The following is a 25,024-nucleotide window of genomic DNA, read 5'->3' as shown; positions in this document are numbered from 1 at the left end:
GTATAAACGAGCTGTCAGTTCGGTTGATTTGAATCAACTCGCCGCAACCGTCCTACTTTTAGTTTACAGAGCTTTGCAGTAACATACCGACAATTATATTAATTGTTGTTGGAGTTAGACCATGGCTGATAATCAGAACTTTCGTGAGGAAAGCACGAACTGGCACCTTTTATTAGGGGCCTTAGCTTTTGTAGGAATCGCGTTACTACCCGTTGTGTTAGCTGTCATTCAGTTCTTTAGCAAGTAAGTTAGTTTTAAAATGGATACGCTCACCCGGCTAACGCAAATGGCGCAGCGTGCCAAGCAATCACGTCAATATGAAGTTGCGTTGCAGTTGTACACTCAAGCGCAACAGCAATTTCCTCAAAGTTATGTTGCGGAACACAACTTAGCGTCTATGTATGGCGATATGAAGCGGTTTGATGCTGCACAAAGTCATGCGCGTATGGCATTAAAAAAGGGCTCTAAAGCGCCACAAACATGGTTGGTGTTAGCGCGTTCGCTAATGGGATTGCAGCACTATCAGGCTGCTGCAGATGCTTATTTGAATGCAATACACTTGCAGCCTGACAACTTTGATGCACAACGGGAATGGGCGCAGTTAACTTGGATGTTAACCGCTGATATTGGCTCCACCATGCAGCATATCGATACTGCTTTAAAACGTCAATTGCTCCCTCCATTACTGTTGCTGAGAGCGCAAGTTTATGAGTATGCGGGGGATTTATCCGCCGCTCAAATTATTCTACAGCGTGCAGTTGAGCAATGGCCTAGCGCAGGGCCGCTACTGGAAGCGGCGATTTTTAATAGTATCCAGTTGCACGATGCTTCGCGTGCCCGAGTGTTCACTCAGTCCTTGCTTGCACATTACCCTGACACCTTACAATCACTTATTACTGCCAGCTACGCATATGCAGCCACAGGTGAAGCTGAACAAGCGTTGCAGGCGGCTAATCGAGCCAGTGCGATTGACCCTTTAAGTCAGCAAGCCATAGCGTGCCAAGCGACTGCGCTGCGTTTGTTGTACCTGCAACATGGTCAACAGCAGCACCTGGATGCCTACCGCGCACTGTACGATTACGACACCTTAGTGACTAGAACTGAGCTCGATGTGCCGTCTGGCTGGTCGAGTTTGGCGGCATATATCGATGATTTAGCTGGTGCATTAAAATCGCTGCACCCGTTTAAGACCCATCCGTTTGGACAGTCGGTACGCAGTGGAAGTCAATTGCCGGACATCTTAAGTTATAACCAACCTGTGATTAATGCGTTTGAGCAAGCGATTGCGGGGCCGATTGCGCGGCATCTGGCGCAAGTCGGGCAGGGTGAGCACCCACTTCGGCGGCGCAATACCGGGCAGTGGGCAATCGATGGTATTTGGTCGGTATGGCTGCAATCGGGCGGATTCCACGAAAATCACGTTCATCCGCATGGCTGGATTTCATCTGCCTGCTATATTCAATTACCGGATGGCGTGGATGACGCAGATACTAAGTCTGGCTGGTTAAAGCTGGGTGAGCCGATGATGCCAACCGAACCGGAACTAGAGGTTGAACATTGGGTCAAACCCGAAGTTGGACATTTAGTGTTGTTTCCGTCTTACATGTGGCATGGCACCGCGCCTTTTTCTGCGAGCCAGCCGCGCTTGAGTGTCGCACTGGACATTGTTCCTGCTTAGGGTTCCTGCTTAGGCTGAGAAAGCTGATCGTACAAGCTGAATTTGTCTTTCATGTGCTGCTCTGATCTTGTAAGATCTGCGTCGAATTTTTAGACTGAGGTTATGCATGACCCTTCAACTTCTGTTGGTCGAAGACAAAGACCGCACTGCACAGCAGATTCTTTCTATCCTAGCCGAAACGCCTTTCGAGGTGACCCGTGCCAAAGACGGCTTAGGTGGGTTAAACCAAGCTAAAAAATCATTGTATGACGTGGTGTTAATCGACCATAAAATGCCGTTGATGGATGGCCTGACATTGCTGAAAAATTTACGCGATGTAAAAGGCTACGAACAAACACCACTATTGTTCATGACTACCGATGATCCGCGTCAAATTGCGGATAAAGCGGTCAAATTAGGGGCGGATGCTGTGTTGGCGAAGCCCGTTGAACAGCACATGCTGTTAACTGAAATTCAGCGTTTGGCACCACGCCACGTTGCTTAGATTCGTGCTGCGGGTGTGCTGATAGCACGCCCGTGCAACCCTCCCTGTGATTCCAAGGTGTGCTATGTCTGTTGAACAGCAACTTGCCTATATTCGTTCCACCGTTACCAGCATTCAAGATTACCCGAAACCGGGGATTGTATTTCGCGATATCACCAGTACCTTGGCCGACGCCAAAGCGTTACGCTTGATTTTGGATGTGATGACCGAGCGCTATCAAGACCAAGGGCTGACCCAAATTGCGGGTATTGAAGCACGCGGGTTTATATTCGCGGCGGCCTTGGCCGATCGCTTAGGTTGCGGCATGACTTTAGTGCGCAAAAAAGGCAAATTACCGCGGGCGGTGCATTCGCAGTCTTATAGTTTAGAGTATGGCAACGACACCCTGGAGCTGCATCAAGATGCGTTGAATCGCAATGATCGCGTGCTATTGATTGATGATTTACTGGCGACCGGCGGTACCATGCGTGCAGCAGCCGATTTAGTGGCTCATAGTGGTGCGACCGTGGTTGAAGCGGCATTTTTAATCGAACTGAAAAGTTTACCCGGGCGTGAAAGAATCGAACAATCAGGTGTTCCATGCTATGCCATTTGCGCGTACGATTAAGTCTGTCATTGGCCTAGGTTAGTTGACGCCATATTGGTCGGTATTATTTTTATAGGGTTTGAGGAATCGCATGGCAACAAGCACGGGTGAATATCAGGTATTAGCGCGTAAGTGGCGACCTCAGACGTTTGCTCAAGTGGTGGGTCAGCAGCATGTGTTGCAGGCTCTGTCCAATGCCTTAACCCATCAGCGTTTGCATCATGCCTATCTGTTAACCGGAACGCGCGGCGTGGGAAAAACCACGATTGCGCGAATCTTGGCCAAAAGCCTGAATTGCGAGCAAGGTATCAGCGCGACGCCTTGCGGGCAATGCGACACGTGCTTGGAAATTGACCAAGGGCGCTATGTCGACTTGCTGGAAATTGATGCGGCATCACGTACCAAGGTTGAGGACACCCGCGAACTGCTGGACAACGTACAGTATCGTCCGACCCGTGGTCGCTATAAAGTTTACCTGATTGACGAAGTTCACATGCTGTCACGTCATTCATTCAACGCGCTGTTAAAGACCCTTGAAGAGCCCCCAGAACACGTCAAATTCTTACTCGCGACGACTGATCCTGAAAAATTACCCGTTACCGTGTTGTCGCGTTGTTTGCAGTTTCATTTACGTGCGTTAACGCGCGAAGAAATTAGTCAGCAACTGGCCCATATTTTAAGCGCTGAAAGTCTGCCGTTTGAACCTGCGGCGCTGACATTGCTGGCGCGTGCGGCGCGCGGCAGTATGCGCGACGCCTTAAGCTTAACTGACCAAGCCATTGCTCAAGGTAATCAGCAGGTAGGCCTGGATTCAGTGCGCGATATGCTGGGTCATATTGAAGGCCGCCAAGTGCTGGGGCTGCTGCAATTGATTGTGAATGCGGACGCTGCTGGTACGTTGCAGGCGTTGCGCGACATGCAGGACAAAGTGTCGGACATTAGCGTGGTGCTGCCGGAACTACAAAATGCGCTGCACCAAATCGCATTGTTACAAGTCAGCGAAGCCTTTGCGGATACGGATATTTTTAAAGATATGCCGCAATTGCAGTCGTTAGCCGTGCAAATCATGCCTGAGTATGTGCAAGTGCTCTATCGCATGGTGCTGGAAGGGCGTCGTGAATTGCCTCACGGCATTGATGCCTACACGGCAGTTGAGATGACGTTGTTGCGGATGCTGGCGTTTCAACCGCAGGATCAGGTTACCAGTGCGTTGGAAGACGCCCAAGCCCGTGTTGATGTAGAGCAAGCGAATCCTGCGCAGCCAAGCAATCAAGCCGAGACAGCGCCATCGCAAGCTGTTCATTCTAAGCCTGAGGCGCCTGCGCAAGCTGAAAGCACAGACAAGGTCGAGCCTGCCAAATTAGTTGAAGAAGCAGTGCAGCAGCCCGAGCAGCCGCAGCAACAACAACAAGCTTCAAGCACCGAGCCCGAAGTGGCAACCCAAGCTCAAAGCCAACCGCAGACAAAACCTGAACCGAACGTTGACTTCTACCCGGAGTACGACGAGGACGATGATTATATCAGTCCTGAAGATATGCAGGCGCTTGCCCAAGAGCAAGATTCGATTATGCAACAGGCAGCAAGTCAGATGCCACAAGCGCATGCACAGGAACTGGCTCAGCCGGAACGCGCGCAACCAGAACCCCTGCCACAACGGTCTCAGCCGCAGCCAGCGTCGCAGCAGCAGACGCCGCCGGCAGCCAGTACCGATTTAGAGCGTATTTTAGCGACCCGAGAGGCCTTGCTAGCAAAAAAAAAAGCACCCCTAACACCTGACACCCGCAGTGCAGCTGAAGTCGATAGTTGGAGCGCTTCTATCGATAACATGCAAGCCAGCGGGCGTCTGCGTCAGGTGTTATTGAATTCACGTATGCGCCGCGAAGGCGAGGGGTATCAGTTGGTGATAGACCAAGGCCAGCAGGTAATGTGTACCCCGCAAGCTTTGCAAAGTATTGAAGCGTTAGTGCGCCAGTTGATTGGTGACGCGGCTTTGGAGATTAGTTTCGCTGAGGTGCAGCACACGCCGTATATGATTCAGCAAGCGATTGATCACTATCGTGCAGAGCATGCGATGCAACGGGTCAAAACGCATCCGGTGATTCAACATTTAGTGCAGCGTTTTGATGCCACCCTTGACGAGTCGAGTGTGAAAATCAATTAGGCTGCGACCTTGAGCATGGTCAAAGTTGGCCTCGGGCTGTATAATTATCTTCAATTTGAACATCATTGAAAGCATTCACTTATTTAAAGAGAGAGATTACGCATGTTTAAAGGCGGTATGGGCAACATGATGAAGCAAGCTCAGCAGATGCAGGAAAAAATGCAGAAGATGCAAGAAGAGCTGGCAAGAATGGAAGTCGTCGGTGAAGCCGGTGCAGGTATGGTGAAAGTCACCATGTATGGCAACCACAATGTTAAGCGCGTGGCTATCGACCCAAGCTTACTCGGCGACGCAGAAGAGCAGGAAATGCTGGAAGACTTAATTGCAGCGGCCACGAATGACGCCGTACGTCGCGTTGAAGAAGCCAATAAAGAGCATATGGCTGGCTTAGCTGGCGGTATGGGCTTACCACCAGGTATGAAACTACCTTTCTAAACGCTGCGTCAGCAGACTAGTTTGATAGCGATGTGAATAAGGTAGTCAAAGTATGCAATTCAGTCCGGCCATCGCGAGTTTGATTCGCGCATTGAAAATATTGCCCGGTGTTGGTCAGAAGTCGGCACAGCGTATGGCATTTCAATTGCTGGAGCGCCAACGTGACGGTGCGACTGGGTTAGCAGAAGCATTGGCCCACGCAGTGGCCGTTGTCGGCCGCTGCGATACCTGTCGAACTCTGACCGAAGGGACACGTTGTCATATTTGCAGCGACGACTCACGCGCCGCAAGCGGGCTGTTGTGTATCGTCGAGTCACCCGCAGATGTCATTGCGGTTGAACAAACCTCACAATTTAATGGCCAGTACTTTGTTCTGCTCGGCCACTTATCGCCCCTAGATGGCATTGGCCCGCGTGAGATTGGCTTAGATTTACTTGAAGCACGCTTTGGCGCAGGCGAGATTAATGAAGTGATCCTCGCCACCAACCCAACGGTTGAAGGCGATGCCACGGCGCACTACATTGGCGACCTGGCGCGCAAGCATGGTGTCAATGCGTCACGCATTGCTCACGGTGTGCCAGTTGGTGGTGAACTAGAATACGTCGACCACACCACCTTAAGTCACGCCTTTAATGGGCGCAAAAGCTTCTAACCCTGCATTTAATCCCAATTTTTGTCTTGAATTCGTCACCTCAGTCCCCATGTATCAGAGAGTGACTTATTTTGCGTTTTAACTGATAAGGATTGGGAGAATACCAATGTCTGACACCACCCAGGCTGAAAAGCATGGCTTTCAAACCGAAGTGAAGCAATTGCTTCAGCTGATGATCCATTCTTTGTATTCCAATAAGGAAATTTTCTTACGCGAGTTAGTATCTAACGCCTCTGACGCTGCTGATAAGCTGCGTTTTAAAGCCTTAGAAAACGATGCGCTACTGGAAACAGACGCGGACTTGCATGTGCGTGTCAGTGTCAACAAAGATGCCAATACGATTACCATTAGCGATAACGGTATTGGTATGACGCGCGACGAAGTGATGACTAACTTAGGCACCATCGCGAAATCAGGCACGAAAGAATTTATTAGCCAGTTATCTGGTGATCAATCCAAAGATTCCCGCTTAATTGGTCAGTTCGGGGTAGGCTTTTACTCTGCATTTATTGTTGCTGATAATGTGACCGTGCGCACCCGTGCTGCTGGAGCAGACAAAGCCCATGGCGTTGAGTGGAAATCCGCGGGTGACGGCGAATTTACTGTGGCAGATATTGAAAAAACTGCACGCGGTACGGATATTATTTTGCACCTCAAAGACGAAGCGAAAGAATTCGCTGACGAATGGAAGCTGCGCCAGATTATCAACACCTATTCAGATCACCTAAGTATTCCGGTGCAAATGTACAAAGAGCCGACGCCTGAAAGTGAAGGCCCAGATGGTGAAACTGTACCTGCAACCCCAGGCGAGTGGGAAACCATTAACTCAGGTCAGGCGCTATGGACACGCGATAAGAGCGAGATTAGCGACGACGAGTATAAGGAATTTTACAAAACAGTAGCGCATGATTTTGATGAGCCGCTGTTGTGGAGCCATAACAAGGTTGAAGGTAAGCACGAGTACACCAGCTTATTGTATGTGCCGAAGCGCGCGCCTTGGGACCTTTGGAACCGCGATAGCCAAAAAGGCATTAAGTTATACGTGCAGCGTGTGTTCATTATGGACGATGCCGAGCAATTTATGCCGACTTACCTGCGCTTTGTTAAAGGTCTGATTGATTCCAACGATTTGCCGTTGAACGTGTCGCGTGAGATTTTGCAAGATAACCGTATTAGCCGTTCGATGCGCTCTGCAAGCACGAAAAAGGTGCTGAGCATGTTGTCTAAGTTAGCTAAAAATGAGCCTGAGGAATATGCGCAGTTTTGGGATAACTTTGGCCAGGTGCTGAAAGAAGGCCCTGCAGAAGACCAAGGCAACGTTGAGAAAATCGCCTCGTTATTGCGCTTTGCGTCTAGCCATGGCGACAGTGCTGAGCAACGTGTATCCCTGGATGACTACATTGCGCGCATGGCCGACAACCAAGACAAGATTTACTACATTGTTGCGGACAGCTATGCTGCGGCGAAGAATAACCCGGCGCTGGAAATTTTCCGCAAGAAAGGGATTGAAGTCTTGTTGTTGTCAGACCGCATTGACGAATGGCTGATGAGCCACTTGCATGACTACAACGAGAAATCATTCCAGTCGGTCACGCGTGGTGATTTAGACTTAGGTGACATGGACGACGAAGCATCTAAGAAAGCCCATGAGGAAACCGAGAAGGCATTTGAAGGGACTGTCGAGCGCTTCACCAAGGCCCTTGGTGAGCAGGTCAAGAGCGTTCGTGTAACCCATCGTTTAACCGATTCGCCAGCGTGTATTGTGACCGATGAGAACGATATGAGCACGCAGATGGCGAAGCTGATGGAAGCGGCGGGCCAAAAAGTACCTGAAACCAAGTACATTTTTGAGCTGAATCCTGAGCATGCCTTGGTCCAGCGCATTGCCGAAGAGCAGGACGAGCAGCGTTTCGCCGACTGGGCTGAATTGTTGCTCCAGCAGGCTACTTTGGCGGAGCGTGGCAGCCTGAAAGACCCAGGCAGCTACGTGCGCAAGTTAAACCAGATGATGCTGGATTTAACCAACCGCTAACTTTATCTACGACTATGGTACAAGGCTCGCAATGCGAGCCTTGTATCTTTTCGGCCTGAGAGGTAAAGTTTGTTACAGTTAACCTTTCCTACTACAACTATAAAGTCATTGAGGACTCGACATGCGGATTATTCTGCTTGGCGCACCTGGTGCCGGTAAGGGCACGCAAGCGCAATTTCTGATGAATACCTTCAACATTCCACAGATTTCAACGGGCGACATGCTGCGCGCCGCGATTAGTGAAGGCACTGAGTTGGGCAAAAAAGCCAAACAAGTGATGGATGAAGGTAAGTTGGTGTCGGACGACATCATGATTGGCTTGGTGCAAGAACGTGTTGCCCAGTCAGACTGTAAAAATGGTTTCTTGTTAGACGGCTTCCCACGCACCATTCCCCAAGCCGATGCCATGCATGAAGCAGGGATTGAAATTGATTATGTACTTGAATTCGATGTGCCTGATGACGTGATTGTTGAGCGTATGGCTGGACGTCGTGTTCACCCTGGTTCAGGCCGTGTCTATCACGTGAGTTACAACCCACCTCAGCAAGAGGGTAAAGACGATGTGACTGGCGAAGACTTAATTGTGCGTGACGACGATAAAGAAGAAACCGTACGCCATCGTTTAAGTGTCTACCACGAACAAACCGAGCCTTTGGTCAGCTATTATCAGAACTTGGCTGAACAGGGCGTGGTGAATTATCACAAAGTTGACGGTACCCGTGAAGTTAGCGACATCAGCGCGGAATTGAAGGGCGTCTTGTCATGACCACATTGCCAATGACCAGCTTGTTTGCAGCGTTATTAACCCTGCTGTATATCGTGCTTGCGATTCGGATTATTCGTTTGCGTTGGCGTGAACGGGTTGGTATTGGCACCGGCGAGAGCTTGCCATTGAAAGCGGCTGTGCGTGTGCATGGGAATTTTTCTGAGTACGTGCCTTTGGGTCTTATTTTGCTGGGCTTGATGGAGTTTAACGGCGCATCGGACACTATTTTAGTGGCGATGGGCGGTTTACTGCTGATTGCGCGTATTTTCCATGCGATTGGCTTGACCAAAAGTATTGGGGTTAGTATTTACCGCACCATTGGTGTGCTAGGTACTTTCTCGATGCTGTTAGTCAGCGCCGGCTTTTTACTTGGTACTTGGCTCAGCGCCTAACCACGTATGCATATTTTCTGCTTTCATAGCTCGCAAAGTAGCGGCGCCCAATGGCGCCTGCTGACTGCCCAACTATCAGAGCTGGCGCAGGCAGCAGATGCGCCAGTCACTATTCACGCACCGGATTTAATTGGTTACGGTGCGCAAACCTTTGCCGCGAATGGAGCTGCTATTGCGGATTTTCGCTTAGCAGACGAAATTGAGGCGTTATTGCCGCTCCTTGAGGGTGTGCAAATCGACCCGTCAGCGGTGCAAACTGAGCAGTCGCAGCCGATTCATTTAATTGGTCATTCGTATGGTGGTGCACTCGCTTTACGTATGGCGCGCTTGATGGCGCAAGCAGGCACCCCGCCTGCAAGTGTCTGTTTGTACGAACCTGTTGCTTTCCATGTGCTACCTGAAGGTGACCCTGCCCGTGAGGAAATTCTGGCTATCGCGTCTAAAATGGACGACTTGCCCGTTGCCCAAGCTGCGGCTGAATTCGTCAATTACTGGAATCACCCGGGCTACTTTGAAGCTTTGCCAGCGCGTGTGCAAAAAGCCATGGTGGCTAAGCAACCTAAAGTACAGGCAGACTTTGCGGCACTGATTGGCGAGCCCGCTCAGTTGACTGATTACACGGTGGTTGATTGTCCGGTGCTTATATTACACGGCACACAGTCGCCATTATCGAGTCGAACTGTGGCGGAGCATTTGGTACACACCTTACCCAAGGCTACGAGTGCAGCTGTCAAAGGCGGGCATATGGCACCATTGACAGACCCGACTGCAGTTAACCCACATATCATCGAGTTCTTACGCCACTACTCTGATCTCTAACCAAGTACTGCTTAACCCCTGACTTTTCAGTTCAAATTTGCATAAGATATGTTATAACGGAATAAGTGTTGTTATAGCATGCAATCAAGACATGCAATGATAGTCAATAAATGGTTAGCGGATGTGCAGTGGGGTAGATATGAGCCAATGGCGTGAGCAGTTTTCGGTATTTCGTAAACGACCCGAATGGGCGTATTTTGACAACGCAGCGTCCTGCCAAGTACCAGACCCTGTGCTGGATACCATGCTCGAGTACCAACGTGAACTGCACGCCAATGTGCATCGCGGCAGCTATCAGCAAAGCCAACATGCGACGGCATTGTTCGAAAGCTGGCGTGCTCAGATTGCGGGCTTTATCGGCGCCAGTGCCGACACCTTAATTTTCACCCGTGGTACCACCGAAAGCATGAATGTGTTGGCGGAATCGTTGTTGCGGCCGCGTTTAAAAGCCGGTGACAATGTGGTGGTCACGCTGTCTGAACACCATGCCAACTGGCTGCCATGGCAGCGCGTATGCGAGCAAGTTGGTGCGGAATTTAGAGTCGCAGGTTTGAATGCCGCCGGTCAGGTGGAGGATATTTTCGCCCATGTGGATTCACGCACCCGCTTAGTGGCGCTTAACCATGCGTCCAACGTGATGGGGGTGATTAACCCAGTGGCGGAGATTTGCGCTAAGCTGCGGCAGCAAGGTGTTTTGAGTGTGGTCGACGCGGCGCAAAGTGCGGCACAGTTGAACCTGGATGTGAGCCAATTACAATGTGATGCGCTCGCATTTTCAGGCCATAAACTCTATGGCCCTACGGGAATTGGCGCCTTGTACGTGCGTGCAGACGTGCTGGATACAATGCCGCCGTACCAAGTTGGCGGCGGTATGGTGGATATGGTGTATGCTGACCATTCAACATTTCACCGTGGTGTGCAGGGCTTCGAAGCGGGGACACCGAATTTAGTCGGTGCTGCAGGCTTGGCGGCGGCGGTTGAATTTATTCAAGGTTGCCGTGCAAAGGGTAGTAGTGCGTATTTACGTGCGCTGTTTGGGCAGCTCAAAGACACCATTGAGCGCTTCGAATGGCTTACATGCCTGCCGCACAGTGACGGCGTAGTGCCTGTATTAAGTGTGCATAACCCAGACATCCACCCGCGTGATCTAGCCGTGTTTTTAGACCAGGACGGGGTGTCCGCTCGTGCCGGACGCCATTGCGCCCAGCCATTAATCAACAAACTCACTGCGAATGGATGTTTACGCTTCTCGTTAGGAGTGCATTCAAATGCTGCCGACATTCAGCGTTTGGCTGAAGGTTTGGAGGCATGGCAGCGCGAGCACAAAGGGCAGCGTCAGCACAAAGGGCAGCGCGAGCAGTCTTAGAGCACGCTGAGTTTAAAGGCGCGCGGCGGCCAGTGCCGTGCGCCGATGCACTTTAAACAAGCGAATAGTGAGCAATAAGGCAGCCACGCTTAAGCCACTAATAAAGCCTATCCAGAAACCTGCAGGGCCCATTGCCGGTACCAAATAGTCGGTACGTGCTAAAACAAAGCCAACGGTTAAGCCAAACGGCCAATACGATACTAATGTCACCACCATTGCCGCTCGAGTGTCTTTATAGCCACGTAACGCGCCAATTGAGATGGCCTGGAAGGTGTCGGACACGGTAAAAATAGCCGCCAAACCTAACAAGGTGCCCGCCAGCGCAATAATTTCAGGGTTGTCGGTGTAAAAGCCAGCCAGAAAGCGTCCGCCGAGCCACATACCCAAGCCATTAATCACCGCGAAGCCAACCCCCATAGTGAGCGCTATTTTGTAACTGCGTAGCGCATCGGGTATTTGGCTGGAGCCAAGGGCAAAACCAACCCTTAACGTCACCGCCATACTTAAGCTCAAGGGGAACATATACACCAAGGAAGATATATTAAGGGCAATTTGATGCGCCGACACCATAATTGCACCCAGCGGCGCAATTAAAATAGCGACGGCGGCGAACAAGCTTACTTCGAAGAATAGCGACATCGAAATTGGAAAGCCTAAACGCACAAAGTACCAAATGTCGTCCCAGCTTGGTGGGTGAAAACGCTTGAAAGGCGCTGCCTTTTGATACCGCTTCGCGAATACAACATACCCCAGTAGTGATAATCCCATGCCCCAATAGACAATCGCCGATGCAATGCCCGCACCCGCGCCGCCCAAGGCTGGAGCGCCAAACGCGCCATAAATAAAGATATAGTTGGCGGGAATATTAATCAGTAACCCAATGATGCCGATGACCAACGACGGCATAGTATGAGACATGCCTTCACAAAAGTTGCGCAGCACCATGTACAACACTAGCCCAGGCGTGCCCCAAAGAATATAACCAAGGTAAGCCAAGGTTTTACGCCGGAAGTCTTCTTCCACGTCCATCATGTTTAAAAATACGGGCGCGAAGTAAATTAACCCGACTACCAATAAGGCACTGATGGCGCAGGTATAAAAGCTTTGCTGTAACTGATTCGCCATGCGTTTATATTCGCCGGCGCCGTGGCTATGGGAAATAACCGGAGCAAGGGCCATAGCAAAGCCGAATACCAGGAGTGTCGCCGGGATCCAAATCGAGCCACCGACTGCGACCGCCGCCAAATCAGTTGCGCCAACCCGTCCTGCCATGAGGGTGTCAACGACGCTCATTAACATTTGGGTCAGTTGGGCAATCAGAATTGGACCAGTGAGCAGGGAAAGCTTACGAACTTCCTGCCAGGTGGTGGTGCGGGGGGTGGTTATAGGTGCGCGCGCTGTAGACACAAGGTAACTCCCAATCATATAGCGCGCGCATCATAGCATATTACTTTTTACGTTGCTCCAACACCTGACACACATCGGCAATGCTAAGATCGCGGGCGCTAAGCACCACCATCAAGTGGTACAGTAAGTCGGCGCTTTCGTTAAGTAATGCGTCATCGTTTTGTGCCACCGCAGCAAGGGCTACTTCGACGCCTTCTTCACCAACCTTTTGCGCGCAGCGACGAATGCCGTCAGCCAGCAATTTGGCGGTGTAGCTTTGGCTGTCATCGCCCTCGGCTTTGCGAGCGTCAACGGTGCGTTGTAATTCACTGAGTTGGCTAATCACCGGTTGCTGCGTCGGACGCCAGCAACACTCACTGCCGGTGTGGCAAGTCGGGCCGTTGGGGTGTGCCAGAGCTAAAATAGAGTCCTGATCGCAATCGGCAATTAACTCGACCAAATCCAGGGTATGCCCACTTTCTTCACCTTTGCGCCACAAACGTTGTTTGCTGCGGCTAAAAAAGGTGACTTGTTTGTCATTTAAGGTCGCTGCAACGGCCTCACGATTGACGTAGCCTTGCATCAGCATGCGCCCACTAAAAGCGTCCTGTACGATGCATGGCAGTAGCCCGTCCATTTTGTCCCAGGCTAAGTTGTCCAGGTTTTGCGCTGTGATATGCATAATGAATCCTTGTGCACGACGGTGTTAACGACGCATCTCAATATCTTGTTCGGTTAAATACGCTTTTAGCTCTTGAATGCCAATGATGCCTTTGTGAAAGACTGATGCAGCAAGGGCGCCATCGACGTTGGCTTGTTTGAATACATCGCTAAAATGCGACATCGCGCCGGCGCCGCCGGATGCAATTAATGGCACACTGCAACTGGGGCGCAATGCTGCGAGTTGGGCAATGTCGTACCCTTGGCGCACGCCGTCCTGATTCATGCAATTTAGCACGATCTCGCCAGCGCCACGTTTAATCACTTCTTGTAACCAGTCAGCTGTCTGCCAATTGGTTTTGCCGCTGCGGCTTTCGTCACCGGTGAACTGATGCACTTCATAGACGCCAGTGGCTTGGTTATAAAAGCTATCAATACCGATAACGATACACTGCTGGCCGAACTCATCGACCATACGGTCAATCAGCTCTGGGTCGCGCAGAGCCGGGGTGTTAATCGATATCTTATCCGCGCCCATCGCAAGAATTTCACGCGCCTGATCGACACTGCGAATACCGCCGGCTACAGCAAATGGAATATTAATCACTTCGGCGACACGTGACACCCAGGATTTATCCACCACGCGGTCGTCCGATGACGCGGTAATATCGTAAAACACCAGCTCATCGGCCCCTTCCTCGGCATAGCGCTGAGCGAGTGGCACGATATCGCCAATAATCTCATGGTTACGAAACTGGACGCCTTTGACGACTTGACCGTCGCGCACGTCAAGGCACGGAATTATGCGTTTTGCCAGCATTCAGTTGCCTCCTGCAAATCAAACTGTCCGGTTAGCAGGGCTTTACCGAGTATCACGCTGTCACAGTCGACGGCTTTGAGGTCGCGCAAGTCATCTAAGTTGGCGACGCCTCCTGAGGCTTGCCAGACGACTTCTGGGAAATCGATTTTTAAATCACGGTACAACGCGACATTCGGACCGCTTAACATGCCATCGCGGCTAATGTCCGTGCACAACACATGACGGCAGCCTGCGGGTATTAGTTCACCGAGTAAATCTTCGATGCGCACATTGCTTTGTTCCTGCCAGCCATGGGTAGCAAGCCAGCGTTGGCCATTGGCGTCAATATTAATATCAAGCGCCAATACAATCGCCTCTGAACCGAATTCAGCGAGCCATTTGGCCGCAAGGGCAGGGTCTTTGACTGCACTGGAACCAACCACAACCCGTGTTACGCCTGCGTCTAACAGACTCGCGATATCTTCACGGCTGCGAATGCCGCCACCGGTTTGTGTGCGCAGGCCACTTTCGCGCTGCATGCGGTGAATTAGTTCTAACTGACGTTTTTTCGGGTCACGCGCACCGTCTAAATCAACGATATGCAGAAACTCAGCACCGGCTTGGGCATACTGGCAGGCGACTTCGACGGGGTCGGCATGAAAGGTGGTCTGGCGGGCGAAATCCCCTTGCTGTAAACGTACCACTTCGCCATTAATTAAGTCTAAAGCTGGAATTAACATGCTATCTCCAAAAAGTTTTGCAGCACTTTGGCACCCACGGCACCTGAGCGTTCAGGGTGAAACTGCACGCCCATAAAGTTATTTTGTGCGATAGCGGCCGCAAATGGCTGCGTATATTCGCACTCGGCAATGCTGCATGCGTCGGCGGGCGCCGCGTAGGTGTGCACATAGTAAAAATACGGCTGCGTGCCTTGTAACCCGTTAAACAGTGGGTGGTCACTCACTTGGGTGGCGTTCCAGCCCATGTGCGGTAACGGCATATTATCTTTATTTACTAAGCGTTCAATCTTAGTGTCAATCACGCCTAAGCACGGCAGTGGCGCACCATTGCGCTGTTCATTTGAGGAGCGTGCAAGCATTTGCATGCCTAAGCAAATGCCCAGCACAGGTTGGGTAAGGCTACGCAATACCTCAACCAACTCAAGTTGTTGCAATGCGCGCATGGCGGCACTGGCGGTGCCTACACCGGGTAACACCACATGACTGGCTGCGCGAATGACTGCTGGGTCGGCGCTAATCACCGGGGTTACACCGAGGCGTTTAAACGCGAAGTCAACAGACGCTAAATTGGCGCAACGGGTGTTGACGATAACCAGGTTCATGCCAGTACCCCTTTGCTCGATGGCATATCGTTGCCTTGCTTGCTGACAGCTTGGCGTAGTGCACGGCCAAAGGCTTTGAATAGGCCTTCCACTTGGTGGTGCGCATTGCCCTCAGTCACACTTAAGTGCAGGGTGATTTTCATGGTGTCGCATAGTGAACGGAAGAAATGCTCTACCATTTGTGTCGACAAGGTACCTACATGGCTGGCGCTAAAATTGGCGTCGAACACTAAAAATGGGCGTCCGGAAATATCCATCACGCACTCAGCCCGGCACTCGTCCATCGGCAACACAAAGCCGAAGCGGCCAATGCCACGCTTGTTGCCCAAGGCTTTATATAAGGCTTCGCCCAATGCCAAGGCGGTGTCTTCAACACTGTGATGATCATCGATGTGTAAGTCACCCGCGACGCTAACTTGCATCGCAAAGCCGCCGTGGGTGGCGATCTGTTCGAGCATATGGTCGAAAAAGCCAATCCCGGTTTGCATCGAAATCGGGCCTTTGTCATCCAGGTTGAGCTTGACGGTAATGTCGGTTTCCCGTGTGGTACGCACCACAGTCGCTTCGCGTGGCTGGGTAGTTAACTGCTTAACGATAGCGTCCCAACCTAACTGTTCGCGGTCATAACGAATCCCCTGAATGCCCATGGCTGCGGCTAATTGAATGTCGGTTTCGCGGTCGCCGATGACTGCGCTTTGGGTGAAATCGACCAGACCTTGCTGCAAGAAGTCCTGCACTAAGCCCAGTTTAGGCTTTCTGCAGCTGCAATTGTCGCTTTCAAAGTGCGGGCAGATTCGGACGTCGCTAAAGGTAATACCTTGAGATTCAAACAGCTGCATCATGGCGTTATGGGGGGCGTCGAAATCAGCTTGTGGGAAGCTGTCGGTGCCTAAACCATCTTGGTTACTCACCATCACTAAACGGTAGCCTACTTCTTGCAGCTGTTGTAGTGCACGCACCACGCCAGGTTCGTAGACAAGCTTGGCTAAGCTATCGAGTTGTTTGTCTAACGCAGGCTCTTCAACCAAAGTCCCGTCACGATCAATAAAAAGAATCTTTTGCTGGCTCATCGCCATCTCCTGTATTGCTATGGCGAACGTTTAAGCAAACGCGCGCAAAGTTTCGATGAGCTGATCATTTTCAGCCGGTGCGCCAATGGTGGCACGAATGCAATTGTCCAAGCCCAGCTGCGCAGATTGGTTGCGCAGTAAGATGCCAGCATCGATGCAATGTTGCATCAGGCGGCTGGCATCTTCGACATGGAACAAAATAAAGTTGGTGCTGCTGGGCTCAACTTGGTCTACATAAGGTAAGTCTCTTAGCGCTTGCGCTAAGCGTTCACGCTCACCCAGTGCTTCGATAACGTTTTGGCGCATCTCAATCAAGCCCTCAGCACTGAGTGCCTGGGTTGCGACCTGAATACTCAAGTCAGGCAGTGGGTAGGGCGCAAGGACCGGTACTAACGCTTGAATCACGTCTTCATTGGCTAAGGTAAAACCTACGCGAATGCCAGCTAAACCAAAGGCTTTGGATAGCGTGCGCATGACCACTAAATTCGGATACTTGGCTAACAAGCCAGCGCAGCTTTGCGCTTCACCTTGGGTGATGGCGTATTCAATATAAGCTTCATCAACCACTACGATGGCTTGCTCGGCAAACATTTCGATCACTTGTTGCATGTCGTCTTGGCGCAAACGATTGCCCAACGGGTTTGATGGGTTACACAGGAACACCACCTTAACCTGTTCGCGTGCCGCTGCAATACCTGGGATATCTAACTGCCAAGTGTCTTCAAGTAACGGTACCACCGCCACGGGCGTATTGTTAAGCCCCGCTGAAATGGCGTACATGCCATATGTCGGCGGGCAGATAAGGATTTTATCCTGGCCTGGTTCGCAAAAACTGCGGATTAACAGTTCAATACTTTCATCACTGCCACGGTGGCTCAACAACTGGGTGGCTTGTACACCTGCATATTGTGCATAGGCTTGATTCAGTGCTTGTGACTGAAAGTTAGGGTAGCGATTCAAATGCTCAGTGGTGACTGCGTAGTCACGGCTGTAGGGGGATTCATTGGCATTCAGCCAAATACGGCCGCCACTCATACTGCGGCGTGCCGACGCGTATGGGGTAATGTCGCGTAAGTGCTTGCGAAGAAGGGTTTGCGCCACACTCATGACTGCTCTCCTGCTAAATCTTGTTGCATGCGCGAACTTGAAAGGCGCAACGCAACGGCTTGTAAGTGGGCATCAAGTTGCTCTTCTGCGGCCATTGCAATTAATGTCGGCGCCAAATCTTGTAGTCCCTGTGGGGTTAAGTTTTGCACCGTATAGCGGCGGTAGAAGTCGGCTAAGCCTAAACTGCTGTAGTTACGCGCATAACCGTAGGTCGGAAGTACGTGGTTCGTCCCCGTCGCATAATCGCCGCCGGATTCTGGGGCATAGTGACCGACAAAAATGGAGCCAGCTTTGTCGGTGCGCGCAATCCAGTCTTCTGCGTTTTCGATTTGTAAACTTAAGTGCTCGGGTGCGTAGCGCTGGGAAATCTGCGCGGCTTCGGCTAAATCAGCGGTCACAATTAAGCTACTGGATTGCAATGCTTGGGCCGTGATCTGCGCTCGCGGCAATGCGTTCAGTTGCCGCTCAAGCTCCTGGCGCGTGGCTTCGACTAAGCGCGCAGAAGGGCTTAGCAGCAAGACTTGGGAGTCCGGGCCGTGTTCTGCCTGCGATAATAAATCAGCTGCAACAAAAATAGGGTCGGCGCTGTCATCGGCGATGACTAGTAACTCAGACGGGCCTGCAGGTAAATCAATCGCAGGGCCACCGGGTAGTTGCGATACCAATTGTTTGGCCGCAGTCACGTAGCTATTCCCGGGGCCGACAATTTTGTCTACCGCTGGAATGTTCTCTGTGCCAAGGGCCAAGGCTGCAATGGCTTGCGCACCGCCGCCTAAACATACTTTAGTGACCTCGCATTTAAGCGCGGCGTAACATATAGCTGGGCTTAATAAGCCTTCTTTGTTCGGTGGGCTAATTAACACCCGCTCACTGCAGCCGGCTAACTGCGCTGGAACCCCACACATTAATACTGTGCTGGGCAGGCTGGCAGAACCACCTGGAATATATAAACCGACCTTCTCTAAAGGTGCAAAGCGTTGTTCACACAGCACGCCCGGCATCGTTTCCATGCGCACAGGCGAGGGCGCTTGGGCGGCGTGAAATGCTTTAATATTGGCATAAGCTTGGTCAATCGCGCGCTTGACGTCGGCATCGGTTTTGTCAGCTTGGGCTCGCACTGTGGTGATATCGAGCACCACAGTGTCAAGTTGCACACCATCAAACTGTGCCGTTAAAGCTAACAGCGCTTGCTCGCCCTGATCGCGTACTTGCTGAATAATATCTTGCACTCGCGTCATCAGCTCGTCACTGGCCTTCTGCGCAGGTCGCGCTAACGCGTCACGCTGTTGCTCAGATGTCAGTTGCGACCACATCACCGCCTTGGCTATGGTGTAGTTGCCTGTGTTTTGTGAGTTGTTGGGCATTGCCTTGTTTACCATCTTCTGAACCCTCGTGACTGATACTGCTAGCCTAAGGTGGCTAACCCAGCATTTTCTCAATTGGTAACACTAAAATAGAGCTGCAACCCAAGCCCTTCAGCTTTTCCATGGTTTCCCAGAATAAGGTTTCCGTGCTCACTACGTGTACTGCAACGATGTCGTCGCTGTGGGACAGTGGCAAAATGGTCGGGCGTTCAGCACCCGGCAGGATATCTTCCACTTCCGCTAGTTTACTCTTCGGCGCGTGCAGCATGATGTATTTGCTTTCTTTGGCTAATTGCACGCCGTCAATGCGTGCCAGCAACGTATCCATCATTTGTTGCTTTGCTGCAGATAACTCGTCTGCACGTTGAATGAGTTGCACTTGTGAGCGGAAGATAACTTGTTGCTCACGTAAGCCATTGGCTTCGAGCGTCGCACCAGTGGACACCAAGTCGCAGACTGCGTCGGCGAGTCCTGCGCGTGGTGCAACTTCCACTGAACCGGTGAGCATCACCGACTTGGCATTCACGCCTTGTTCCTGCAAATAACGCTCAAGCAAACGTGGGTAGGTGGTGGCAATTTTCAAACCTGCCAAGTCTTCAATACTGTTAAATTGTTGCTCTGTGGGTAGTGCAATACTTAGGCGACAGTGGCCGAAATCTAAACGGCGTAATGAGCGGTACTCATTCGCTTGCTGGCGCATTTGACGCTCAAGGCATTCTTCCTCAAGCACGTTCTCGCCCACCAAGCCAAGATCAACCACGCCGTCCATAACCAGCCCTGGGATATCGTCATCGCGCACCCGCAATAAATCAATTGGGTGACTGGTGCTGTGCACCATCAAACGTGCTTCGTGCATGTTGAATTTGACCCCACAGGCACTCAGCAATTTAATCGATTCTTTGCTAAGGCGACCGGACTTTTGTAATGCGATGGTAAGACGTTGTTTGCTCATTAGACTTCCTTAAAATTAAAAACCCCCCGAAAGGTACGCTTCCGGGGGGTAAAATGTTCAGATGCCGGGAAGGTACCGCGAAGACGGACCTCCCACACGCTGTGAGGCCGTCACACAGGATGATGGTGGTGGTGATGTAACATGCTGGTGTTGTATAGACTAGTCATGATTAATAACCTTAATTGGTGCGGCTTTCAGTAGGTAATTAAATCGCCTTAGGCTTTAGTTGTCTAAATAGTACGGGTTTTATCCACGTTTTCAAGCGTTGATTGTAAAAAAACTACACAGGTGATTAATTTTTATCCGCTTTGGTCGATAATACGCTTAGGGGCATTGTGTTTAGGAGGCAAGCGATGGCGAATCAAGATGTATTATTTCCCTATTTGCCGCGAAATACTCAAGTGAGCGTGAACCAAGGCAACCTTAGGGTTAGAAAAGTTGAGAAGCGCCCCAGTGGTGACGCGGTCGCGGACGATGAGGGGTTAGACACAACCCAGGAAGCGCGGGTAAAAGCCTACTTGCAAACCTCGCAAGTGGCGCAAAGCGCTGAGCCAAATGAGGACCAAAGCGCAGATTTTGCACCACCAGAGCCGCCGGCTGTGGCAGAAGATCCGCGTAAGCCAAGTGGCGAGGGCGGTGATGACTATAAAGGCATCAACTTAGATACCTTTGCCTAGCTATGGTTGCGCGCTGAGGCTCTTAGGTTAGTTGCTCAAGCGACGCGGCAGAGTTAGGTCGAAGCACGTGCCTTCACCGACTTTGCTGCGTACGCTGATGTCCCCTTTGAGCTGCTGGCGCACCAAGTTATAGACAATCGGCATGCCCAGTCCGGTACCACCTTGATTACGCTTAGTGGTAAAGAACGGCTCGAAGATTTTATCCAGTACGGTTTCGTTCATACCAATCCCATCGTCACAGAAGGTCAGGCGAATTTGTCCGCCGTCAGCACGGCTGGCACGCACGGTAATCGTGCCTCGTGGTTGGCCACCTTGTGGCTTCTCGCCTTCTTCAAGAGGATGGTAACCATGGCGAATGCTGTTAGTGACTAAGTTAGTCAGAATTTGCGCCATCGCACCTGGAATGGTTTCTATGGTGATCTCACCCTGAATATCAATGACATAATTAATGTGCGCGCGCTTGAGCTCAATCGACAGCGCTGACATGATTTCTTCAACATAGTTGCCCAAATCAATGCTGCGCTGCTCGGTCACCATCTGGTCCACAGCAACTTGCTTAAAATTACTGATTAAACGCGCCACGCGGCTCAAGTTTTTCTCGGTTAAGCTCAGCGACTCGGCGGCTTGGCCAAGAAACTTATTCAGTTGCTCGCGGGTGAGCTGCCCTGCTTCAACGTCTGTCGCTAATTGTTCACGGCGGTCGTTCAACATCGACGTTGCGGTCAATGCAACGCCGAGCGGGGTGTTCACCTCGTGGGCTACGCCAGCAACTAAGTTACCCAGCGCCGCCATTTTTTCAGACTCGACAAGTTTATCCTGAGCGTCGTGCAACTCCGTCAAGGTGTCCAGCAATTGGCTGGCGGTGCGGCGTTTCTTGACATACAAACTAAGGCTTAACGCGCCTAAAACGACAAAGGCGATCAACGCAATCACAACGTACACTAAGAACTCACGTTGGCGATCAATGGTGCGCTCGCGATTCTCAATCAACTGTGCCTGCTCCGCAAGTGCAGCGCGCTGGTCACGTAGCTGCTGCTGCTGAGCTGAGAGAATGTCACGGTTTGAGGCGATACGTTGGGTGAGCACATCGCCTTCACGTTCTTTGTCCAACAACTGAACTTCTTTTTCTTCTAATAGTGCTTCTTGTTCACGCAGGCGATTTTCGCTTTCCACCAATTGACGTTGAATTTGCACTAGTTGTTCTTCACGAACCAATAAGACTTCACGTTGCTCCTGAAGCTCGGCTATTAATGCATTCAGGGTCGCTTGCTGCGAATCCATCAATTGTTGCTTATCTTCTAAAGAGCTCTCTTGTGCACGTAGGGCGTCATCGCGTTCACGCAAATTCTGCTCCAATAGCTCAATGCGTTCACGACTTTGATTCAGTTGTGCGCTGATGTCGCGATTGCGCTCGAGTAATTCTTGGCGGCTGACCTGAATGGCGGTGATGTCACGAATGGACGCTAAGTGCGCCGCTACAGTGTCCAGTTCTCTGCCGCGTAACAGCATCAGATCCCGGGTTGGCATCAGCCCGGCGGCCTGAATGCGCGGCTCGTTAATTTGAAATACCAGCTCGCTGCCCCGATCGACTTGAATATTAATCATCATGCGCTCGCGCACATTTCTATCTTCAGTGACCACGAGCACGTTACTGCGCGTTGCAAGGGTAAGGATTTGCTCGAGTGAACTACTGATACGCGGCGATACATACACAAGGTCGACTTGAGGAATCTGCGAATTGCGGGTTAGCTCGACGACTTGCACACTTTTGCCGCGCACGCGGCTGAGGGGGACTTCACTTAGAAGCTGGTAGACAGAGCTCGGCCCCAGCACCCCAATGGTCAAAGTGTCGCGGGCGTCTTCATTGGGCCAGGTGACATAACGTAATACGCTAACCAAATAAGCAGCTCGGGTGTCATCGGCACTAAATTCTACACCGTCTTCAATGTCTGCAAATGGCGGCTGCTGGGCGTAACTGGGGTGTATTACGCTAAGCCCGCCACCGAGCATGACAGCAACCAAGCTGACAACTAAAAAGAATGAATAACTGCGTCGCACTGAAACCAACATCCTACGCCAAAGGTTAGCGCGCTATTGTATCTGAACTCTACACATGTTGGAAACTTGATCACAAACCTTTGCAATATTGCAAATTGGTGTAGCGCAAGCCTGTTTAAATCGGTCATTCTTTACTGAAGATGATACCTTCGCATGGTGTCTTCCCTGCGCCTATGAAATAATAACCAATATAAAGTATCGTTCGCTATGACGCGAGGAGTCAGCTCAGCAGTGCCACAACAAACGTCTGAAATTAGGTCAGCGGCGACGGTAGCGGTGACTCAAGTATTTGCCGAGCAAGGGCGCTTAAGTCAAGCCATTGAAGGTTTTCAGCCGCGCGCTGCGCAAGTGCAAATGGCACAAGCGATTGCACAGATGAGCAGCGACAGTGCGGTGTTGGTGGTAGAGGCTGAGACTGGCACCGGTAAGACGTTTGCGTACCTTGCCCCCGCGTTGATGGCACACAATGAGCACGGCGAGCGTAAAAAGGTGATTGTCTCGACCGGCACCAAGAATTTGCAAGAACAATTATTCCATCGTGATTTACCGCGTGTGCGTGAAGCGCTGGCACCTGACGCGATCGTGGCGTTATTAAAAGGTCGTAGTAATTATCTGTGCCTGCATCGCATGCAGCAATTTGTTGCTCAGTCGGGGCGCCCGGACCCAAGCGTGGCTATCCAACTCCAATATGAAGCGCGTGTAGTGCGGCATTGGGCGAACCAAACTCGCAGTGGCGATTTAGGTGAACTGACTGAGTTGCCTGAAGATGCGATGATCCTGCCACAGATCACCAGCACTGCGGACAATTGCCTTGGCCGTGATTGTCCTGATTATCAAGATTGTTATCTGGTCAAAGCGCGCCAAGAGGCTTTAGAAGCGGATGTTGTGGTGGTGAATCACCATTTATTTTTTGCCGACGCAGTGTTGAAGGATACTGGGTTTGGTGAGCTAATTCCCCATGCAGATTTAGTCGTCTTTGATGAAGCCCATCAAGTCCCTGATATTGCCAGTCAATATTTTAGTGAGTCACTGAATACACGCCAGCTTGCGGATTTGGCCCAAGATTTACGCTTATTGTATAGCACTGAGCTGAAAGACCTGCGTCAACTTGGCCAGCTTGGCGATCAACTGGATAAAAGCGCTAAAGATTTGCGCTTGCAGTTTGGGCGTGACCCAGAGCGCGGCAATTGGCGTGAGCAAAAACAACGCAGTGCGTTGCAGCAGGATTGCGTGCGTTTGGCGGATATTCTGGATACCGCACAAGCCGTAACGAAAGCCGCATTGGGGCGCAATAAAACCTTAGATCAATGCTATGAGCGCATCGTGCTGCTCAAAGCGCGCTGGCAGCAACTCAATCATACTGAGCGTACTGGCTACAGTTTTTGGTATGAAACCAGCCCACGCCAATTAAATGTGCACCAGACACCGCTGAGTGTGGCGGATAAGTTCAGCAGTTATATGCAAAGTCAGTCCATGCAGTGGGTGTTTACTTCCGCCACACTGGCGGTGCATGGTCGATTTGATCATTTTACGCAGCGCTTAGGTTTAGCCAGCGCGCAGACCTTAGTGTTGGCAAGCCCATTTGATTATGCCAGCCAAGCGCTATTGTATTTACCGCGGTATTTGCCGGCGCCGAATGACCCTAAAATGGCACAAGCGTTCGCGACTGAAGCGTTGGCACTCATCGAGCACAATCGTGGCGGTACGTTTCTACTATTTACCAGCTACCGAATGCTGAACCAGGTTGCGCAACTGCTGGAAGGTCAGTGTGACCGTTTGTTACTGACACAAGGGTCGACCAGTAAACGTGAATTATTGGAACAGTTTGTCGATGCGGGAGACGCTGTGTTATTGGGGACTAGCTCATTCTGGGAGGGCGTCGATGTGCGCGGCGAAGCTTTAAGCTTGGTGATGATAGACAAACTACCCTTTGCGGCGCCGGATGACCCGCTGTTGCAGGCACGCATTGAAGATTGTAAATTGCGCGGCCAGAACCCGTTCCAGCAAGTGCAAATTCCGCAGGCCGTGATTAGTTTAAAGCAAGGGGCAGGCCGATTGATTCGCGACGCGTTCGATAGGGGCGTTTTGGTGGTGTGCGATAACCGACTGGTGCAAAAAGACTACGCGCAGACCTTTGTCGCGAGCCTGCCCGCGATGCAGCGCACACGCAACAGACAACGTGTGTGTGAATTCTTAGCACAGCCAACTGATTCAGACATAGATAATTAGGTACCCAGT

General features: G+C 51.2%; 23 protein-coding genes. 13 read left to right on the top strand and 10 right to left on the bottom strand.

What is annotated here, in order from left to right; genetic code table 11:
• Positions 1-259: 259 nt before the first annotated feature.
• The 11 genes from CWE07_RS02320 (at position 260) to CWE07_RS02270 (ending at position 11,371) form a co-directional block, all read left to right on the top strand.
• A complete protein-coding gene (locus CWE07_RS02320; RefSeq protein WP_111568307.1) occupies positions 260-1,678 on the top strand; it encodes a 2OG-Fe(II) oxygenase family protein in 1,419 nt (472 codons plus the stop codon).
• A gap of 106 nt (positions 1,679-1,784) precedes the next feature.
• The gene (locus tag CWE07_RS02315; RefSeq protein WP_111568306.1) at positions 1,785-2,162 is read left to right on the top strand and encodes a response regulator; all 378 of its coding nucleotides are present in this window, start codon (positions 1,785-1,787) and stop codon (positions 2,160-2,162) included.
• 64 nt (positions 2,163-2,226) lie between these two features.
• Positions 2,227-2,769 (top strand): adenine phosphoribosyltransferase, encoded by a 543-nt coding sequence (locus CWE07_RS02310; protein WP_111568305.1) that lies wholly within the window; start codon positions 2,227-2,229, stop codon positions 2,767-2,769.
• 70 nt (positions 2,770-2,839) lie between these two features.
• Positions 2,840-4,909, top strand: a complete 2,070-nt coding sequence (dnaX, locus tag CWE07_RS02305; RefSeq protein ID WP_111568304.1) for a DNA polymerase III subunit gamma/tau — start codon at positions 2,840-2,842, stop codon at positions 4,907-4,909.
• A gap of 102 nt (positions 4,910-5,011) precedes the next feature.
• The gene (locus CWE07_RS02300) at positions 5,012-5,344 is read left to right on the top strand and encodes a YbaB/EbfC family nucleoid-associated protein (protein ID WP_111568303.1); all 333 of its coding nucleotides are present in this window, start codon (positions 5,012-5,014) and stop codon (positions 5,342-5,344) included.
• Between the two features lie 52 nt (positions 5,345-5,396).
• Positions 5,397-5,996: a recombination mediator RecR gene (recR, locus tag CWE07_RS02295; RefSeq protein ID WP_111568302.1), complete on the top strand. Its 600-nt coding sequence runs from the start codon at positions 5,397-5,399 to the stop codon at positions 5,994-5,996.
• A 106-nt stretch (positions 5,997-6,102) separates the two neighbouring features.
• Positions 6,103-8,028: a molecular chaperone HtpG gene (htpG, locus tag CWE07_RS02290; protein ID WP_111568301.1), complete on the top strand. Its 1,926-nt coding sequence runs from the start codon at positions 6,103-6,105 to the stop codon at positions 8,026-8,028.
• Between the two features lie 121 nt (positions 8,029-8,149).
• Positions 8,150-8,794, top strand: a complete 645-nt coding sequence (gene adk, locus CWE07_RS02285) for an adenylate kinase (protein ID WP_111568300.1) — start codon at positions 8,150-8,152, stop codon at positions 8,792-8,794.
• Entirely contained in the window at positions 8,791-9,186 is a 396-nt protein-coding gene (locus CWE07_RS02280) for an MAPEG family protein (RefSeq protein WP_111568299.1), read from the top strand. The genes adk and CWE07_RS02280 overlap by 4 nt, the downstream gene beginning before the upstream one ends.
• A 6-nt stretch (positions 9,187-9,192) precedes the next feature.
• A complete protein-coding gene (locus CWE07_RS02275; RefSeq protein WP_111568298.1) occupies positions 9,193-10,005 on the top strand; it encodes an alpha/beta fold hydrolase in 813 nt (270 codons plus the stop codon).
• 139 nt (positions 10,006-10,144) lie between these two features.
• Positions 10,145-11,371 (top strand): aminotransferase class V-fold PLP-dependent enzyme, encoded by a 1,227-nt coding sequence (locus tag CWE07_RS02270; protein ID WP_157983202.1) that lies wholly within the window; start codon positions 10,145-10,147, stop codon positions 11,369-11,371.
• A 12-nt stretch (positions 11,372-11,383) separates the two neighbouring features.
• Here CWE07_RS02270 and CWE07_RS02265 read toward each other — a convergent pair whose 3' ends face one another.
• The 9 genes from CWE07_RS02265 to hisG are packed head-to-tail and all read right to left on the bottom strand — an operon-like array spanning position 11,384 to position 20,051.
• Positions 11,384-12,778 carry an MATE family efflux transporter gene (locus CWE07_RS02265; RefSeq protein WP_241973995.1) on the bottom strand — a complete coding sequence of 465 codons (1,395 nt, stop codon included), beginning with the start codon at positions 12,776-12,778 and terminating at the stop codon, positions 11,384-11,386.
• A gap of 40 nt (positions 12,779-12,818) precedes the next feature.
• Positions 12,819-13,439, bottom strand: coding sequence for a bifunctional phosphoribosyl-AMP cyclohydrolase/phosphoribosyl-ATP diphosphatase HisIE (gene hisIE / locus CWE07_RS02260; protein WP_111568295.1), 621 nt, complete (start codon positions 13,437-13,439; stop codon positions 12,819-12,821).
• 24 nt (positions 13,440-13,463) lie between these two features.
• Positions 13,464-14,237, bottom strand: coding sequence for an imidazole glycerol phosphate synthase subunit HisF (hisF, locus tag CWE07_RS02255; protein ID WP_111568294.1), 774 nt, complete (start codon positions 14,235-14,237; stop codon positions 13,464-13,466).
• The gene (hisA, locus tag CWE07_RS02250; RefSeq protein WP_111568293.1) at positions 14,219-14,956 is read right to left on the bottom strand and encodes a 1-(5-phosphoribosyl)-5-[(5-phosphoribosylamino)methylideneamino]imidazole-4-carboxamide isomerase; all 738 of its coding nucleotides are present in this window, start codon (positions 14,954-14,956) and stop codon (positions 14,219-14,221) included. The genes hisF and hisA overlap by 19 nt, the downstream gene beginning before the upstream one ends.
• Entirely contained in the window at positions 14,950-15,558 is a 609-nt protein-coding gene (gene hisH / locus CWE07_RS02245; RefSeq protein ID WP_111568292.1) for an imidazole glycerol phosphate synthase subunit HisH, read from the bottom strand. The genes hisA and hisH overlap by 7 nt, the downstream gene beginning before the upstream one ends.
• Positions 15,555-16,628, bottom strand: coding sequence for a bifunctional histidinol-phosphatase/imidazoleglycerol-phosphate dehydratase HisB (gene hisB, locus CWE07_RS02240; protein WP_111568291.1), 1,074 nt, complete (start codon positions 16,626-16,628; stop codon positions 15,555-15,557). The genes hisH and hisB overlap by 4 nt, the downstream gene beginning before the upstream one ends.
• 30 nt (positions 16,629-16,658) lie before the next feature.
• Positions 16,659-17,735, bottom strand: a complete 1,077-nt coding sequence (gene hisC / locus CWE07_RS02235; RefSeq protein WP_111568290.1) for a histidinol-phosphate transaminase — start codon at positions 17,733-17,735, stop codon at positions 16,659-16,661.
• Positions 17,732-19,099, bottom strand: a complete 1,368-nt coding sequence (gene hisD / locus CWE07_RS02230; protein ID WP_420836530.1) for a histidinol dehydrogenase — start codon at positions 19,097-19,099, stop codon at positions 17,732-17,734. Before hisD ends, hisC begins: the two co-directional genes overlap by 4 nt.
• A 55-nt stretch (positions 19,100-19,154) precedes the next feature.
• Positions 19,155-20,051 carry an ATP phosphoribosyltransferase gene (gene hisG / locus CWE07_RS02225; protein WP_111568289.1) on the bottom strand — a complete coding sequence of 299 codons (897 nt, stop codon included), beginning with the start codon at positions 20,049-20,051 and terminating at the stop codon, positions 19,155-19,157.
• Positions 20,052-20,404: 353 nt separating this feature from the next.
• Between hisG and CWE07_RS02220 the strand changes: the two genes are divergently transcribed.
• The gene (locus CWE07_RS02220; RefSeq protein ID WP_111568288.1) at positions 20,405-20,728 is read left to right on the top strand and encodes a hypothetical protein; all 324 of its coding nucleotides are present in this window, start codon (positions 20,405-20,407) and stop codon (positions 20,726-20,728) included.
• 27 nt (positions 20,729-20,755) lie between these two features.
• On the opposite strand, the gene CWE07_RS02215 is transcribed toward CWE07_RS02220, so the two are convergent.
• A complete protein-coding gene (locus tag CWE07_RS02215; RefSeq protein ID WP_111568287.1) occupies positions 20,756-22,798 on the bottom strand; it encodes a YfiR/HmsC family protein in 2,043 nt (680 codons plus the stop codon).
• Positions 22,799-22,993: 195 nt separating this feature from the next.
• Between CWE07_RS02215 and CWE07_RS02210 the strand changes: the two genes are divergently transcribed.
• Positions 22,994-25,015 (top strand): DNA repair helicase YoaA, encoded by a 2,022-nt coding sequence (locus CWE07_RS02210; RefSeq protein ID WP_111568286.1) that lies wholly within the window; start codon positions 22,994-22,996, stop codon positions 25,013-25,015.
• The last annotated feature ends 9 nt before the right edge of the window (positions 25,016-25,024 follow it).

It is taken from the genome of Aliidiomarina maris (assembly GCF_003987335.1).
Classification (GTDB): Bacteria; Pseudomonadota; Gammaproteobacteria; order Enterobacterales; family Alteromonadaceae; genus Aliidiomarina; species Aliidiomarina maris.
Note: the sequence above shows the minus strand (reverse complement) of the source record. Positions and strands in the feature narration are given on the sequence as shown.

Excerpts from the sequence above, each read along its gene's own strand:
- CWE07_RS02310 (WP_111568305.1), top strand. The coding sequence starts at position 2,227 with ATGTCTGTTGAACAGCAACTTGCCTATATTCGTTCCACCGTTACCAGC.
- hisC (WP_111568290.1), bottom strand. The coding sequence starts at position 17,735 with ATGAGTGTGGCGCAAACCCTTCTTCGCAAGCACTTACGCGACATTACC.
- hisF (WP_111568294.1), bottom strand. The coding sequence starts at position 14,237 with ATGCTGGCAAAACGCATAATTCCGTGCCTTGACGTGCGCGACGGTCAA.
- CWE07_RS02210 (WP_111568286.1), top strand. The coding sequence starts at position 22,994 with ATGACGCGAGGAGTCAGCTCAGCAGTGCCACAACAAACGTCTGAAATT.
- dnaX (WP_111568304.1), top strand. The coding sequence starts at position 2,840 with ATGGCAACAAGCACGGGTGAATATCAGGTATTAGCGCGTAAGTGGCGA.
- CWE07_RS02280 (WP_111568299.1), top strand. The coding sequence starts at position 8,791 with ATGACCACATTGCCAATGACCAGCTTGTTTGCAGCGTTATTAACCCTG.
- hisH (WP_111568292.1), bottom strand. The coding sequence starts at position 15,558 with ATGAACCTGGTTATCGTCAACACCCGTTGCGCCAATTTAGCGTCTGTT.
- CWE07_RS02315 (WP_111568306.1), top strand. The coding sequence starts at position 1,785 with ATGACCCTTCAACTTCTGTTGGTCGAAGACAAAGACCGCACTGCACAG.
- hisIE (WP_111568295.1), bottom strand. The coding sequence starts at position 13,439 with ATGCATATCACAGCGCAAAACCTGGACAACTTAGCCTGGGACAAAATG.
- hisG (WP_111568289.1), bottom strand. The coding sequence starts at position 20,051 with ATGAGCAAACAACGTCTTACCATCGCATTACAAAAGTCCGGTCGCCTT.
- CWE07_RS02275 (WP_111568298.1), top strand. The coding sequence starts at position 9,193 with ATGCATATTTTCTGCTTTCATAGCTCGCAAAGTAGCGGCGCCCAATGG.
- hisD (WP_420836530.1), bottom strand. The coding sequence starts at position 19,099 with ATGCCCAACAACTCACAAAACACAGGCAACTACACCATAGCCAAGGCG.
- CWE07_RS02300 (WP_111568303.1), top strand. The coding sequence starts at position 5,012 with ATGTTTAAAGGCGGTATGGGCAACATGATGAAGCAAGCTCAGCAGATG.
- recR (WP_111568302.1), top strand. The coding sequence starts at position 5,397 with ATGCAATTCAGTCCGGCCATCGCGAGTTTGATTCGCGCATTGAAAATA.
- CWE07_RS02220 (WP_111568288.1), top strand. The coding sequence starts at position 20,405 with ATGGCGAATCAAGATGTATTATTTCCCTATTTGCCGCGAAATACTCAA.
- CWE07_RS02320 (WP_111568307.1), top strand. The coding sequence starts at position 260 with ATGGATACGCTCACCCGGCTAACGCAAATGGCGCAGCGTGCCAAGCAA.
- CWE07_RS02215 (WP_111568287.1), bottom strand. The coding sequence starts at position 22,798 with ATGTTGGTTTCAGTGCGACGCAGTTATTCATTCTTTTTAGTTGTCAGC.
- adk (WP_111568300.1), top strand. The coding sequence starts at position 8,150 with ATGCGGATTATTCTGCTTGGCGCACCTGGTGCCGGTAAGGGCACGCAA.
- hisB (WP_111568291.1), bottom strand. The coding sequence starts at position 16,628 with ATGAGCCAGCAAAAGATTCTTTTTATTGATCGTGACGGGACTTTGGTT.
- CWE07_RS02270 (WP_157983202.1), top strand. The coding sequence starts at position 10,145 with ATGAGCCAATGGCGTGAGCAGTTTTCGGTATTTCGTAAACGACCCGAA.
- htpG (WP_111568301.1), top strand. The coding sequence starts at position 6,103 with ATGTCTGACACCACCCAGGCTGAAAAGCATGGCTTTCAAACCGAAGTG.
- hisA (WP_111568293.1), bottom strand. The coding sequence starts at position 14,956 with ATGTTAATTCCAGCTTTAGACTTAATTAATGGCGAAGTGGTACGTTTA.